A 14,780-nucleotide genomic window follows, 5' to 3' on the forward strand; every position below is an offset into this window, starting at 1 on the left:
CTGCGCGCGCTACCGACCGCGACCACTGTCGAACACTTCGAGGCCCTCCTGCCCTGGAATCTCAAGGCCGAGCATCTGATCACGGCGTAGCGAACCCGGGAAGAATGGGGTTTGTGGAGCGCTTACATTCAAATGGCGCTGGCGCGTGGTCACCGCTGGTTGGCGATGCTGGAATCCGGGGAGGCAGAAAGCCTGACGGAGGTTGCCGAGCGCGAGGGTATGGATCGGGCTTACGTGAGCCGGATGGTTAACCTCACTACGCTGGCGCCGGACATCGTGGCCGCCATCCTAGATGAAACGCTACCGTCAGAAGTGACGCTGTTTGATCTGGCATCGGGGACGCCGCTGCTATGGGATGAGCAGCGGGCGCAGATTCAGTCCGTGTGCCGCGTTGTCAGTCTCGCCGAGCCAGACGATTAATCTCATCTTGAATCGATGCGCAGCTCGCCATGACTGTTTCAAAGGTGGGCTGTTCAAAAGCCAGAAGTCCATCTTCCAGCATGGCTGCGTAGTCCTTCTCAAGCGCGTCCAGTGACGACCCCTGCGGGATCAACCGGAGATAACCCGAGGTCGCCTGGAAATAATCGACCTTGCCGCCGTCGACATCTTTCTCAGCGAAGAACATAGACTTGTGTTCGGCCACCTGCCGCGCCAACTGGTGATCGCTGGCCGCTGAAGCGAAGTGCGTCGTTTTGGCCAAAGCGGCGAGGTCATACCAGTGGCGTGAATAGCGATCTCCTCGCAGCCGCCCTTGCAGGCAGTACACGTGAGCCGCCGTCGCTTTCTCCCAAAAGGTACGCTCTGCCGCCATCACCAGGGGCTGCGCTGCCGGAACTGTCACCCCGTCAATGAGCGGGGCGATGTCGCAGGCCACGTGATGTCGCTGATGGGGTTCGCCGGTGGCTCGCGCACCAAACTCCAACTGGATCGTAGCTGCGGCGTAACCTGTTCCCTTCTTGGCCGCCGGATAAGTGATGATGAGCTTGTCACTGTCTTTGCCGGCCAAGCTCAGCTCGGCTTGCAGCCCGCTGGCCACCAACGCCTGCTCGATGACGGGTTGAACAGTTTGTTCAATCCATTGCGGCAAGCGGCTGCGCACCGCACTGGTGATCTTTTTCTCCTGGCTTGCTGACGCCGGGATGGGATTGCCATCGCGCAATAGATCCGACACCAGTTCGCGGATGTCGTAAGTCAGATCGATGTCTTCAGAGAAGCGGTCAATGACCTTGTACACCTTGGACAGCGACGTGCCGCCCTTGAAGGTCAGGCTATCGCCCAGCGGTGAGTCGTAGATTGCGGACAAGGCCCAGACGACCCAGATGTCTTTTTCCAGCAGGTGTGCTGGCCTGCCACTCCGACCTGCGGCCACCTCAAGGGCTTCGGACTGGTCTGCGGAACTGAGTTCAAACCAGGATTCAGGCATGTTCGCTGACCTCGCTCACCGCGCGTGCCATCCAACTGGGCAGGACGGCTCGAGCAGAGCGCATCGCAGCCCATTCCGCTGGCGGTAGCTTGGTGTGCAGCACCTTCAGTGCCGAGGATGCTTGCTCCGGGCCCAGCCAGGAAAGGGCACGGATCGCCATGCCGGCCGGACGCGCACCCAGAACCAGCTGCCACCGATTGCCATGCTTGAGTTCAACGGTACGATTGCCGAGCTGCAATTTGCGCGAGCGCCCCGAAGTCAGGAATACCTCACGGGTCGGCACCTGGGTGGTTAAACCCAGTGCGTTGGCTTCGGTGGCTCCGTTGGCAACGATCAACTCGCCGCTGGCCGACTCGATGGCCTTGACCACGGCTTCGGTCGAGGGGGGGCGTGCACCAAAGCGGCTGATCACCGGTGCGGCGTAGGCGCCTCGCCCAATGCGCATCAGCTTGCCTTCGCGTGTCAAACGGGTGAGGGTCTGATCCACCGCAGCTCTGGAGGCCAGATGCAGAAACTCTTTGGCTGACAGCAAGCCGCCTTCGGGCAAGGCTTGTGCAGCAGACAAGATGGTTTCAGCGAGATGGCTCATGGTCAGACTCCGTTTGTCAGAAGTGTATATCTACTTCTGACAAACTGCAAACAACAGATGAGTGCATGGCGGTGCTGGCCAAGGCCGAAATCACAGATTGCTTACCGATGCCAAAAAACAACCGTTTGATCAATCAACGCGCAAGCTGTTGATTTACATAGGTTGCTGGCGTGTCGCCTGCGGACTTCGGGCAGTTTTGAGCCGGACAGAAAGGAGAGAGGAATGGCCCGGAGAGAGCGCCATGTGGCCAGAGGGAAGCTGGCAGCCGGACTGTCGAAGTCCGCAAACCTACTCAGCGTTCCGCGCTAGTTCGCGGGGTCTGGCGGGAGCACATAAGAAAAAACCCCAACCGAGAGAGGTTGGGGTTTAAATATTGGTGGCCAGGGACGGAATCGAACCGCCGACACGCGGATTTTCAATCCGCTGCTCTACCGACTGAGCTACCTGGCCAAAGAGGTCTGCATTGTAGCTGCTGGCTTGGTTTCGTCAAGGCTCTTTTGCATTTTTTGCTCTTTTGCATTTTTCCTGCACGATTACGCCAGCGCATCATGCCTGCTTTCGATCGTCGCAGCGTGCAGCATGAACGCAAGCGAGATGGACGACGATGTGGGCCGTGCCGACCCGAATGCTGCGCTCCCGTGAAAAACTCGATAGGGCACTCGCGCAGGTCGTCACCCGGCAGGATGAAAGACCTGCATTGCACTTACGTTCAGACAACAAGCTGTTCAATGACAGATTGTGCGTGAGAAATGTCTGCTGACTCAGACCAGCGCGTCGACATCACCTTGCACCAGCGGCGGCGCCTGCAGGTGGCTACGCGGAAACACGATGCGCGCGAGCGTACCTTGCCCTGCGGGATTGGCATCGAGGGTGACGCTGGCGCGGTGCAGCTCGGCGATTTCGCGCACGATCGGCAGTCCGAGACCGGAGCCATCCACACCGCTCCCCAGCACCCGGTAAAAGCGCTCGAACACCAGCTCGCGATCAGACTCCGGGATGCCGGGCCCGCTATCTTCGATCTCGAGCACGGGCGAGCCGGCAAAACGCGTACGCACCGTCACATGGCCGCCCTGTGGCGTGTACTTGATGGCGTTGTCGACCAGATTTCTGACCAGCTCGCGCAGCAACACCGGATTGCCCTCCACCTGCAACTCGACCTCACCGCCTTCCGCACCAAGATCGATGTTCTTGGCCTGCGCGCGCGGAAACAGATCCAGTGCCACTTCGCGCACCACCGCGCCCAGGCTGACCGGCTCGACGGCGTAGAGCTTCTCGAAGCTCGCCTCGGCGCGTGCCAGCGACAGCAACTGGTTGATGAGGTGGGCAGCGCGCTCGGTGCTTTCGGCGATGTGGGCCAGGGACAGGCGCAGCTGCTCAGGATCGGTCTCGTGCAAGGCGAGCTCGGTCTGCATCTTGAGGCCGGTCAGCGGCGTACGCATCTGATGCGCGGCGTCGGCAATGAAGCGCTGCTGCGCCTGCAGGTTCTCCTCGAGCCGCATCATCATGTCGTTGAAGGCGATGATCAGCGGGCGCACCTCCTCCGGCACGCTCGCCGGCGGCACCGGCGACAGATCGGTGGGGCGCCGCCTGCGGATCAGGCTTTGCAGGCGGTTCAGGGGGGCGATGCCGCGCGACAGACCAACCCACACCAGCACGACCGCAAGCGGAATGATCGCGAACTGCGGCAAGAGCACGCCGGTGACCACTCGCGAGGCCAGGTCACTGCGCTTGTTGCGCGTCTCCGCCACCTGTACCAGCACCAGTGGCGAGCCCACGCCTTCGTCCGGACGCAGGAAGAGATAGGCGACGCGCGTCTCCTCGCCATGGATGATCTCATCGCGGAAGCGCACCTCCTCACCGGTGGCAAGGTAGGGCGGCATTGGCCGCGGGATGTCGGCGTCGCCGGTGATGGTGGTGCCGGCATCATCGGCGACCTGGAAATACAGCACATCGTCCTGGTCGGCGCGAAACAGCGCCCGTGGGGGCGCCGGGAACTGCACCACCACCTGCCCATCAGCCAGCGTCACCAGCCGCGACAGCGCGCGTACGCCATCGGCCAGCGCGAGGTCGTAGGGCTGGTTGGCGATGTTGTCGGCGACGTTATGGGTGACGATGATGGAGATCGGCCACAGAAACAGCAGTGGCGCGAGCATCCAGTCGAGGATCTCCCCGAACAGCGAGTTGGGTGGCCCGCTACGCCTTGCACCGACCGTTGTCTTCTCAGACTTTCGACGTCGGGGCAACATCCGAGCTTTCCAGGCAGTACCCCAGCCCGCGCACAGTCACGACGCGCACCCCGCTGTCTTCCAGCTTCTTGCGCAAGCGGTGGACGTACACCTCGATCGCATTGCTCGAGACTTCCTCGCCCCAGCCACACAAATGGTCCACCAGCTGGTCCTTGCTCACCAGCCGCCCGACGCGCAGCAGGAACACCTCGAGCAAGCCGATCTCACGCGCCGACAGCTCAAGCACCTGCTGGTCCACCTTCACCACGCGGTCAGCCTGGTCGTAGGACAGCCGCCCCAGCTCCAGACAGCGCGCCTGACCCGTACCGCGTCGGGTCAGCGCGCGTACGCGGGCTTCGAGCTCGGGCAGGGCGAAGGGCTTGGTCATGTAATCATCAGCACCGGCGTCCAGACCACGCACACGGTCATCGACGCCATCCTGTGCGGTCAGGATGAGCACGGGCATGCCCGACTTGCGTGCACGCAAGCGCTTGAGCACCTCGATACCGGGCAGTCGCGGCAGGCCGAGGTCGAGAATGAGCAAATCATAGGGCTGAGACGCCAGCGCGGCATCGGCATCGGCACCGTTGTCGACGTGATCAAGCGCATAGCCGCCGCGGCGCAGCGCGCGGCAGATGCCGTCGCCAATCACGGGATCATCTTCAGCGAGGAGGATTCGCATGTGACTCCGGACGTAAGTTGAATGTCAGCACACCTGCCTGGCGTCGGCCCTGCCATTGTTCTTGTGCTCGACCCTGGGCCACGCATCAGGGTCTGATTATCCCATGCTTTCCGCCCCCGTCGGCAGCACGCCGACCACCGGCGTAAACGATCAAGGCCCCGCTTCAGCGGGGCCTTGATCGTTTCATTCAGGCTGCAGCCGCGCTGTAGCGAGGCTGCAGGCAGGACATTACATGCCCATGCCGCCCATACCACCCATGCCGCCCATGCCACCCATGTCAGGCATGCCGCCCATCGGCTTGTCTTCAGCCAGTTCGGCGATCATGCAGTCGGTGGTCAGCATCAGACCCGCCACGGAAGCGGCGTTCTGCAGCGCGGTGCGGGTCACCTTGGTCGGGTCCAGCACGCCCATCTCAACCATGTCACCGTACTCGCCGGTGGCAGCGTTGAAGCCGTAGTTGCCCGACCCCTCGTTGACCTTGTTCACCACCACGCTCGGCTCGTCGCCCGCATTGGCGACGATCTCACGCAGCGGCTGCTCCATCGCGCGCAGCACGATCTTGATGCCGGCGTCCTGGTCATGGTTGTCACCCTTCAGGCCGCTCAGGGCAGCGCGCGCGCGCAGCAGTGCAACACCGCCGCCCGGGACGATGCCTTCTTCCACTGCAGCGCGGGTAGCGTGCAGGGCGTCCTCGACACGCGCTTTCTTTTCCTTCATCTCGACTTCGGTCGCAGCACCCACCTTGATCACTGCAACGCCGCCAGCCAGCTTGGCCACGCGCTCCTGCAGCTTTTCACGGTCGTAGTCGGAGGTGGTCTCCTCGATCTGCACGCGGATCTGCTTGACACGGGCCTCGATGCGCTCGCCCTGGCCAGCACCGTCGATGATGATGGTGTTTTCCTTGCCCACTTCGATACGTGCGGCTTGACCCAGATCTTCCAGGGTGGCCTTTTCCAGCGTCAGACCGACTTCCTCGGCGATGACCTGACCACCGGTGAGGATGGCGATGTCTTCCAGCATGGCCTTGCGACGGTCACCGAAGCCCGGAGCCTTGACGGCGCAGGTCTTGAGGATGCCGCGGATGTTATTGACCACCAGGGTGGCCAGCGCCTCGCCTTCGACGTCTTCAGCGATGATCAGCAGCGGACGGCCGGCCTTCGCGACTTGCTCGAGCACCGGCAGCAGATCACGGATGTTGGAGATCTTCTTGTCGAACAGCAGCACGAAGGGCTGCTCGAGGATGGCAACCTGCTTTTCCGGATTGTTGATGAAATAGGGCGACAGGTAGCCACGATCGAACTGCATGCCTTCGACGACGTCGAGTTCATTGTTCAGCGACTTGCCGTCTTCAACGGTAATCACGCCTTCCTTGCCGACCTTGCCCATCGCGTTGGCGATGATGTCGCCGATGTCGGCGTCGGAGTTGGCCGAGATCGAACCGACCTGGGCAATTTCCTTGTTGGTCGAGCACGGCTTGGAGAGCTTCTTCAGCTCTTCGATGGTGGCGACGACGGCCTTGTCGATGCCGCGCTTGAGGTCCATCGGGTTCATGCCGGCGGCGACGTACTTCATGCCTTCGCGCACGATCGACTGCGCCAGCACGGTGGCGGTGGTGGTGCCGTCACCGGCGATGTCGGAGGTCTTGGAAGCGACTTCCTTGACCATCTGCGCGCCCATGTTCTCGAACTTGTCCTTCAGCTCGATTTCCTTGGCGACGGAGACACCGTCCTTGGTCACGGTCGGAGCGCCGAACGAACGCTCGAGCACGACGTTGCGGCCCTTCGGGCCCAGGGTGACCTTGACTGCGTTGGCCAGGATGTTGATACCAGCGACCATGCGCTCGCGCGCGGAATCACCAAACTTGACTTCTTTAGCTGCCATTCTTCAGAACTCCAGAACTTGTTAGGTTAGCGTTTCAGGGTTGCAGGGAGGCTCAGGCCTCGACCACACCCATGATGTCTTCCTCGCGCATGACGAGGAGCTCGTCGCCTTCGACCTTGACGGCCTGGCCGGCATACTTGCCGAACAGAACCTTGTCGCCCACCTTGACGGCCATCGGACGCACCTTGCCGTCGTCGAGGATCTTGCCGTTGCCAACGGCCAGCACTTCGCCCTGGTCGGGCTTCTCACCGGCGGAGTCGGGGATCACGATACCGCTGGCGGTCTTGCGTTCGGCTTCCAGACGCTTGACGATCACGCGATCGTGCAGGGGACGAATCTTCATCGAGTGCTCTCCTATTTACAGATGAACGGATTGGGTTGCTTGGTGCGGGACAGGCCCGCTGAAAAAAATCGGGCTCCGGGCAGCGCTCTCGCCATCGCCCGAAGCTTGTTAGCACTCACTGTCGAGGAGTGCTAACACAGCGAGTACCAATAATAGGGACGGGGTAGGTGGATTTCAAGTGCGCAAACGATAAGTTTTTTTGCGGGACCCGAGCGCCACTACGTGCAGCCAATCAGGCCAGCGCCCAAAGCTGAAGCACAGAGGAAAAGTCCTGCGCTAACGCCTGATCGAAGAGCAAGGCCAGGCAGATTTTTCGGCACGAAACTCCGACCCCCTGCGAGTGGCCGAGGCCCGGATGCAGTCAAGTCTATGAATATTTCACTCGGAGTGTGCATTAATCACGCCAAAGAGCAGGTTTACCCCAGCCGGCTGGCTCGATTCCAGACGCATTTGAGCTCAAAATGGCGGGCTGTCCACTTTGGTGACAACCAGCGCTTCGCTTGACCCCATGCACGACGACCGCCGCCTGTTCTCCCCCTCCACCGAACGCAATCGAACGCACATCCTGCCTATCCTGCAGCGTGTGCTGCCCGCTGCCGCCGAAGTGCTGGAGGTTGGCAGCGGGACCGGAGAGCATGCGGTGTATTTTTGCGCCCACATCGCGGACCTGCGCTGGCAGCCCACTGACGCCGACCCTGCCGCGATCGACTCCATCCTGGCCTGGATCTCGCACTCCGCGCTCACCCGGATTGCCATGCCCCTCGAGCTCGAACTGCAAAGCACAAGCTGGCCGGTACAGCGCGCGGACGCAATCGTGGCCATCAACGTCCTGCACTACACCCCGTGGGCAAGCACGCCCGCGCTCTTTCGCGGTGCGGCACGCGTGCTGAGCGAGGATGGCATCGTGTTTTGCTACGGCCCCTATCTGCGTGACAACGTGCATACGGCGCCGTCCAACCTCGCTTTCGACAACTGGCTGCGCGAGATCGACCCGCGCTTCGGCGTACGCGACCTGGGCGCGGTTGAAGCCGAGGCACGCCAGCATGGCTTCTTTCTGGACGAGATCGTGGACATGCCTTCCCACAACTTCAGCCTGGTGTTTCGTCGCTCATCCTGATGTGCTCGGCCCGCCGTGCTGACCCAGGTTGTGCTGCCGCCAGAGGGCCACGAACACCCTCGCATCGGCCAGCCACGCACGGAAGTCCGCCTCGAAGGCGGTGATTTCCGCGCGTAGCTCGAGTTCCCCACCTGCCAGGGGATTCGGCCGCCGCACGCGCTGCGACATGCGCTCCAGCACCTCGCCAATGGCATCGATGTCCGCGTAGCGCTCCAACCAATGCTCGCGCGCCATCCACTCCAGCGCCGGGCGTGCGCGCTCAGGCAAGTCATCGCTACGATGATCGAGGTATTGATGGATGCGGGCGCAATAGTGCCCGAGCGCCTGCGGGTGATGCTGGCTCCAGTCACGAGCGAGCAGGTGGTCGTAGAAGATGTCCACCAGCACACCGGCGTAGCGTCGGCGGGCGAGCGACATGCGCGCACGGCTGGCGCAAAACGCAGGATGGGTCTCCGCGAAGACGTCGATCGCCCGGTGCAGGGCGACACCCTGCGCCAGGTCAGCCGGCAGCGCGCCGGGCAGCACCCCTTTTACCCAGTCGCCCACCACGCCGCCTACGATGAGGGCGGGCGTCTCTCCGGCGAGAAGGGCGTGGGCAAGAAAGTTCATGCGGTCGTCGCGGTGTGCAGGCGCGCGCTCAGAAGGCGATCGCTACGCCAAAATGCAGACGCAGGGCGCGCTCGCTGTGGCCCCAGGCGAGGTCAATCGCCAGCGGCCCGGCCGGACTGCGCCAGCGCGCACCGAGGCCGTAACCGGTACGCAAGTCGAAATCCTCACGCGAATCGGCTGCGTCACCGGCATCGACAAATACCGCCCCCCCCCATTGCGCGTCAAACCAGCGTACGTATTCCGCACTCATGGTGCCCAGATAACGTCCGCCCACGGTCGCCTCACCCTCGCTCACGCCCAGGCTCTGATAGGCATAACCGCGCACCGACTGCGCGCCACCGCTACGGAACAGGAAGTCCTGCGGTATGCCCTCACGTGCGTCCGATAGCGTCGCGCCAGCTTCAGCGCGCAGGATGAAGACATCGCGCTCGCCCACCGGCTGGTAGCGCACCGCACGCCCATACACGCGCACAAAGTCGCGATCGGCAAGGGCGATGGCAGCGCCCCCGCCGAGCTGGTACTCCAGCACGTAACCGCGCGTAGGATCGAGCAGGTCATCGACCGCGCGCTGGATCCAGGTCCAGTTGGCGGTGAGGGTGTTGTTCGAGCTGGACTGGGCGCCATCGGGCTGCACGCGCTCATGCTGCAGACGCAGCGCGAGCTGGGTTTCGATGTCGCCACGCACGACTTTTCGCGCCACCCCGAGCGCTTGCGCGGAGAGCTTGAGGCCTTCGAGATCGCTGCGGTCGATGAGGGCGCCAAAGCTGTCGCGGTGCCGTCCGGAGGGCGGCAGAAAGACGTCGGCGTAAGCGGACTGGCGGCGCTGTTCGAGACGCAGTCCGGTGCTGAGCTCCCAGCCACGCTGGCGTAGGTTGACGTCGCGGTAGCTGGCCTCGACGCGAAAGCCGGTGTTGGTGGACATACCGACGCCAAAGCCCGCACGCTTGGGCAGCGCCTCGCTGACCTGGACTTGCACCGGCACCGCTGCCGCCCGCGCTGGATCACGGTCGATGTCGACAATCACCGAGGCAAAATGCGGCGTGTTCTGCAGTCCGGTCTGAAAGGCGAGGAGCTTCTCGCGATCATAGGGCTCACCGACCTTCAGCTGGCTGTAGCGCTGGACCAGATCGGCGGGCAGCTCCTGCAGGCCGCTGACCTGAAGCTCACCAAGATAAAAAGCCGGGCCACTATCCACGGTGATGCTCAGGCGCGCTGAGGCCTTGTCGGGGTCGATCTCGGCCCGGCTGGCGACGATGCGTGCGGCGGCGTAGCGCTGCGCCGAAATCGCATCGAGCAGGTCCTGCTTGGCCGCGTCCCAGTCAGCCTGGCGAAAGGGCTTGCCGGTCGTGAGCTGCCAGCGTGCGCGCAGCAACTCGAGGTAGGCCTGCCCGCCCTCCTCCTGTGCGCTCGCGACCTCCCCTTCAAAAACGACCGAGACCGCATCAACGGTGGCGCGCGGCCCCGGCTCGACCTCCAGCACCCAGCGCCCCGGCGTGCTCCGATCGATGCGGATGCGCGGCGAGAAGTAACCCTCGGTCGCCAGCAGCTGTGCCATCTCACGCCGGGCGCGGCGCGCCAGCGCGCTGCGATCGGCAGCAGCCTCGGGCAGCACCACCGCCTCGCTGCGCAGCAGCCGCACATGACGCTCGAGCACCTCACGCACCTCCTCCGGGGCTTCGAGCTGCACGTCCAGCGTCGGCTGCTGCGCGAGCGCCGGTGGCGCAGCCTGCACTGCCACCACGAAGAGAAGGAAGACGAGACCGCGCCGAATCCGCATTGGGACTCGCACCGCGACGCGCTCAGGCCTCGCGGTAATAGTCGTTCACGCGCTCGACCTCTGCCCTTGAACCAAGTATCACCGGCACGCGCTGATGCAGCTTGTGGGGCTGCACATCGAGGATGCGCTCGCGACCGGTGCTCGCCGCACCCCCGGCCTGTTCGACCAGCATTGCCATCGGATTAGCCTCGTACATCAGGCGCAGCTTGCCACCCTGATGGCGGCACTTTTCGTCCATCGGGTACATGAAAATGCCGCCGCGGGTCAGCACACGATGCACATCGGCCACCATCGACGCCACCCAGCGCATATTGAAGTCGACCCCGCGCGGCCCAGCCTTGCCCTGTTGCAGCTCGTCGATATAGCGCTGCACGGGCTTCTCCCAGAAACGGGCGTTGGATGCGTTGATCGCAAATTCGCGCGTCTCTTCGGGGATCGTCATGAAGGGCTGGGTATAGATGAAGCTGCCCATCTCGCGATCGAGGGTGAAGGCATGCACGCCATGACCGATGGTGAGCACGAACATGGTCGAGGGGCCGAACAGCGCATAGCCGGCCGCGACCTGCTCGCGCCCCGGCTGCATGAAGCTCTCCTCGGTAGCACGCTGTTCGCTCGGCGGCATGCGCAACACCGAGAAGATCATGCCCACCGAAATATTGACGTCGATGTTCGATGAGCCGTCGAGCGGATCGAACAGCAGCAGGAAGCCCCCGGTCGGATAATCGAAGGGAATCTGGTGCACGGTCTCGACCTCTTCCGACGCCATCGCGGCAAGATGGCCGCCCCACTCGTTGGCCTGCAGCAGGATTTCGTTGGCGATGACATCGAGCTTTTTCTGTGCTTCACCCTGCACATTGTCGGTGCCTGCCTCGCCAAGCAGGCCAGCGAGCGCGCCCTTGGACACGTTGACGCTGATGGCCTTGGCCGCACGGGCAACAACCTCGAGCAACAGGCGCAGGTCTGCGGTCATGCGACCTGCGCGTTGCTGCTCGATGAGGAACTGGGTGAGGGTGACGCGACGCATGAGAAGCTCCATGAAGGCGATGAACGCTGGTGGACCGAATTATCCCGGTTCCGCGCGCTCGGTGCACGGCAAAAAGTCGAGCGGCGGTTTCACGTCACGCAGCGGGCCGTTATCATCGCCCCTCGGCGGCCGCGGAAAGCTCATCTTCGAGCCCTGCTCGTACCGTCGTTCTGTGAACACATCCCACCCCTATGCACGTCATGGTTCTGGGCGCCGGCGTCACCGGCGTCAGCACCGCCTGGTATCTGCAGCAGGCCGGTTTCGAAGTCAGTGTGGTCGATCGTCAGCCCGGTGCTGGGCTCGAAACGAGCTTCGCCAACGGTGGCCAGATCTCCATCAGTCATCCTGAGCCCTGGGCCAACCCGGCAGCGCCATGGCTGGTGCTGCGCTGGCTCGGACGCGACGATGCGCCGTTGAAGTTTCGCCCCACGCTTGATCCTGCGCAATGGCGGTGGGCGCTGGCCTTTCTGCGTGAGTGTCTGCCCGCACGCAGTCGCCGCAACACGGCGGCGATCGCCGCGCTCGCCGTGCACAGCGCACAGTGCCTGGCACGGCTGCGGGAGGCGAGCGGGCTCGAATACGAGCAGCGCACGCGCGGCATCCTGCATCTGTTCAACACCGCGGCGGAGTTCGCGCACGCACCGCAGCGTGTGGCACAGCTTGCGCAACTGGGTATCGAGGCCAGCGTGTGCTCGGCTGCGCAGTGCGTGGCAATCGAGCCCGCGCTCGCCGCGCGACAGCCTGCACTGGCCGGGGGCATGCATGCCGCCGGCGACGAATCGGGCAATGCGCACCTGTTCACACAGGCGCTTGCCGCGCGGCTGGAGCAAGCCGGCGCACGCTTTTACTGGAACACCCGCATTCAGAGCCTGCGCCGCACGGGCGCGCAGATCGAAGCCATCGAGGTGATCGACAGCACCGGGACCACGGCGAGCTTGCGTGCCGATGCCTACCTCGTCTGCCTCGGCAGCTACGGCACGCGCTTGCTGGCCGCGCTTGGGCTGCGTGTCCCCATCTATCCGGTGAAAGGCTATTCGATCACCGCGCCCATTGCCTGTGCCGAACGCGCGCCCGAGCTCAGCCTCACCGACGAATCCCGACGAATCGTGTGTTCGCGCCTGGGCAATCACCTGCGCGTGGCGGGAACGGCAGAGTTGAACGGTTTCGATACCGGCCTGCGCCCCGAGCGCATCCGACCGCTGACGGAATGGGCGCGCCTGAACTTTCCCGGCGCCATCGATGAGACGCGGGTCAGCGCCTGGGCCGGCCTGCGTCCGGCCACTCCCGGCAATCTGCCTTTGATCGGCAAGACGCCATGGCCGAATCTGTGGCTCAACACCGGCCATGGCACGCTGGGCTGGACCCTCGCCTGCGGCTCGGCCGCAGCCATTGCGGACCTGATGCGGGGTCAGCGCCCTGCGATCAGCTTTCCCTTCCGCGACTGAATACCGCCAGGGCCAGGCCGCATCCGGCTCAGGAGCAGGCGACCGGCTTCACCACGGCAGGGTCATGGTGTGCACCAAAACCGCCCGCGTCGACGTCATAGCCAACACTGTTGAGGTGAAATGCGAGCGCCGCATCCATGCCGTTTACATGATTGTCGAACCAGGCGGGCAGTTCTTCCACCAGGCGCTTGGCGAAAAAAAGATCGCCGCTCAGCACACGTTTGCGGATGTCGTGCAGCACGACGAGCACGCGCTCATGTTCGGCACGATGGCAGCCGGGGAAATCCACTGCTTCCATCCAGCGGTTTTCCAGGGTGAAGTGCGCTTCAGTGTGGGTGACGAAAGCGTCGTAAGCAGCGAGGAAGTCCTCTGCGTTGGCCTCGGCAACGCGGTTGTACAGATCGACAAACTCGCGGTGCGTGTCATCCATCTGCGCGAGGCCGTTTGCGAGCGTCTCGCTCCATTGCAGGCTGGGCATGATGTTCCCTATTTGACGACAGTCAGGTGCGAAGGGCGGGGGCGACGGGGCTTGCCCGCCTCATCGCGCGCAGGGGCGGTCTGCTCCCCCATCTCTTCAACGACGACAAGCTCGGCAGGAGAGCCCTCACGCGGCTCCGAGTCAAGGTCGGCAGCCTCACCCTCCTCGATCTCGAGCTCAGGCTCGAACGCCATGCCCTGCCCGTTCTCACTCGCATACAGGGCGACCACGTTCGCAACGGGAATCACCAGCGAATGCGCGACACCACCAAAACGGGCTTGAAAAGTGATGAAATCATTCGCCATCTGCATCTGACCGGTCGCATCCGGCGACAGGTTCAGCACGATCTGGCCATCGCGTGCGTAACCCGGAGGAATGCGGGTGTGCTCATCCACCAGGGCCGCGAGGTAAGGCGTGAATCCCTGATCGACACACCATTCCCAGATGGCGCGCAACAGGTAAGGCTTGGTCGATACGGTGCTCATGGGTCTTCCATCAGGCGATGCCAGGCGCAAGGCGCACGGCATCGCGGGTTTCACAATCAGCGACGCATCACCTTTTCAGAGGGGGTCAGGGCATCGATGAAGCCCTGCCGGCTAAAAATGCGTTCAGCGTACTTCATGAGCGGCGCTGCGGTTTTGGGCAGTTCGATGCCGTAGTGCTCAAGCCGCCACAGCAGGGGTGCGATGGCGACGTCTAGCATCGAGAACTCGTCACCGAGCATGAACTTCTGCTTGGTGAAGATCGGCGCGAGCTGGGTGAGTTGATCGCGCACATGCCCACGATTCTTGTCCACCCCCTTCTGATTGGCCTCGAGCGCCTCGAGATGAGCGAACAGTTCATGCTCGAAGGTGTGCAGCAACTGCCGCGCACGGGCACGCATGATGGGGTCGGGCGGCATCAGCTGCGGATGGGGGAAACGCTCGTCGATGTACTCGTTGATGATGTTCGACTCGTACAGGACGAGATCACGATCAACCAGGACCGGCACCCGGTTATAGGGGTTGATGACGGCGATGTCTTCGGGCTTGTTATAGAGATCGACGTCAATGACCTCGAAGTCCATACCCTTCTCGAACAGAACAATCCGGCAGCGATGGCTGAAGGGATCGGTCGTGCCGGAATACAGATTCATCATGGTGTTACCACTCCGGAGATACAAAAGCAAAAGCGCACCACGCGAAACC

The 14,780-nt window shown here is 63.1% G+C and carries 15 protein-coding genes and 1 tRNA gene; 3 read left to right on the forward strand and 13 right to left on the reverse strand.

The genetic code is table 11. The annotated features are described in order from the left end of the window. Positions 1-132: 132 nt before the first annotated feature. A complete protein-coding gene (locus tag M622_RS0120320; RefSeq protein ID WP_021249563.1) occupies positions 133-420 on the forward strand; it encodes a ParB/RepB/Spo0J family partition protein in 288 nt (95 codons plus the stop codon). Here the strand turns inward: M622_RS0120320 and M622_RS31065 are convergent. The 7 genes from M622_RS31065 to groES form a co-directional block, all read right to left on the reverse strand. Then, a complete protein-coding gene (locus M622_RS31065; protein WP_021249564.1) occupies positions 395-1,423 on the reverse strand; it encodes a nucleotidyl transferase AbiEii/AbiGii toxin family protein in 1,029 nt (342 codons plus the stop codon). The two genes, M622_RS0120320 and M622_RS31065, sit on opposite strands and share 26 nt — an antisense overlap. Beyond that, positions 1,416-2,012 (reverse strand): DUF6088 family protein, encoded by a 597-nt coding sequence (locus M622_RS31070; RefSeq protein WP_021249565.1) that lies wholly within the window; start codon positions 2,010-2,012, stop codon positions 1,416-1,418. The genes M622_RS31065 and M622_RS31070 overlap by 8 nt, the downstream gene beginning before the upstream one ends. 374 nt (positions 2,013-2,386) lie before the next feature. Continuing rightward, positions 2,387-2,462 (reverse strand) — tRNA-Phe (locus M622_RS31075). A gap of 311 nt (positions 2,463-2,773) precedes the next feature. Next, entirely contained in the window at positions 2,774-4,258 is a 1,485-nt protein-coding gene (locus M622_RS31080; protein WP_031346938.1) for a sensor histidine kinase, read from the reverse strand. Next, positions 4,233-4,919 carry a response regulator transcription factor gene (locus tag M622_RS31085; RefSeq protein WP_021249567.1) on the reverse strand — a complete coding sequence of 229 codons (687 nt, stop codon included), beginning with the start codon at positions 4,917-4,919 and terminating at the stop codon, positions 4,233-4,235. Before M622_RS31085 ends, M622_RS31080 begins: the two co-directional genes overlap by 26 nt. Before the next feature lie 228 nt (positions 4,920-5,147). Then, complete coding sequence (gene groL / locus M622_RS31090; protein ID WP_021249568.1) at positions 5,148-6,800, reverse strand: chaperonin GroEL; 1,653 nt, start codon at positions 6,798-6,800, stop codon at positions 5,148-5,150. Between the two features lie 52 nt (positions 6,801-6,852). Then, a complete protein-coding gene (gene groES, locus M622_RS31095; RefSeq protein WP_021249569.1) occupies positions 6,853-7,143 on the reverse strand; it encodes a co-chaperone GroES in 291 nt (96 codons plus the stop codon). Positions 7,144-7,651: 508 nt separating this feature from the next. On the opposite strand from groES, the gene M622_RS31100 reads away from it, so the two are divergent. Next, positions 7,652-8,260, forward strand: a complete 609-nt coding sequence (locus M622_RS31100; protein ID WP_021249570.1) for a DUF938 domain-containing protein — start codon at positions 7,652-7,654, stop codon at positions 8,258-8,260. Here the strand turns inward: M622_RS31100 and M622_RS31105 are convergent. From M622_RS31105 to M622_RS31115, 3 genes are read right to left on the reverse strand one after another with little or no spacing between them, the layout of a single operon-like run. Next, positions 8,252-8,869, reverse strand: a complete 618-nt coding sequence (locus tag M622_RS31105; protein ID WP_021249571.1) for an acyl carrier protein phosphodiesterase — start codon at positions 8,867-8,869, stop codon at positions 8,252-8,254. The two genes, M622_RS31100 and M622_RS31105, sit on opposite strands and share 9 nt — an antisense overlap. A gap of 28 nt (positions 8,870-8,897) precedes the next feature. Then, on the reverse strand, positions 8,898-10,646 hold the full coding sequence (locus M622_RS31110; RefSeq protein ID WP_021249572.1) for an autotransporter assembly complex protein TamA: 1,749 nt from the start codon (positions 10,644-10,646) through the stop codon (positions 8,898-8,900). A gap of 22 nt (positions 10,647-10,668) precedes the next feature. Beyond that, on the reverse strand, positions 10,669-11,670 hold the full coding sequence (locus M622_RS31115; protein ID WP_021249573.1) for a class 1 fructose-bisphosphatase: 1,002 nt from the start codon (positions 11,668-11,670) through the stop codon (positions 10,669-10,671). Between the two features lie 191 nt (positions 11,671-11,861). Here M622_RS31115 and M622_RS31120 point away from each other — a divergent pair, with 191 nt between their 5' ends. Further along, a complete protein-coding gene (locus tag M622_RS31120; RefSeq protein WP_021249574.1) occupies positions 11,862-13,115 on the forward strand; it encodes a D-amino acid dehydrogenase in 1,254 nt (417 codons plus the stop codon). Between the two features lie 28 nt (positions 13,116-13,143). Here M622_RS31120 and M622_RS31125 read toward each other — a convergent pair whose 3' ends face one another. The 3 genes from M622_RS31125 to M622_RS31135 are packed head-to-tail and all read right to left on the reverse strand — an operon-like array spanning position 13,144 to position 14,731. Next, positions 13,144-13,593: a hemerythrin domain-containing protein gene (locus M622_RS31125; RefSeq protein WP_021249575.1), complete on the reverse strand. Its 450-nt coding sequence runs from the start codon at positions 13,591-13,593 to the stop codon at positions 13,144-13,146. Between the two features lie 8 nt (positions 13,594-13,601). Continuing rightward, on the reverse strand, positions 13,602-14,078 hold the full coding sequence (locus M622_RS31130) for a ClpXP protease specificity-enhancing factor (protein WP_021249576.1): 477 nt from the start codon (positions 14,076-14,078) through the stop codon (positions 13,602-13,604). A 56-nt stretch (positions 14,079-14,134) separates the two neighbouring features. Further along, a complete protein-coding gene (locus tag M622_RS31135; RefSeq protein WP_021249577.1) occupies positions 14,135-14,731 on the reverse strand; it encodes a glutathione S-transferase N-terminal domain-containing protein in 597 nt (198 codons plus the stop codon). Positions 14,732-14,780 lie beyond the last annotated feature (49 nt).

Source organism: Thauera terpenica 58Eu (assembly GCF_000443165.1).
GTDB classification, from domain to species: domain Bacteria; phylum Pseudomonadota; class Gammaproteobacteria; order Burkholderiales; family Rhodocyclaceae; genus Thauera; species Thauera terpenica.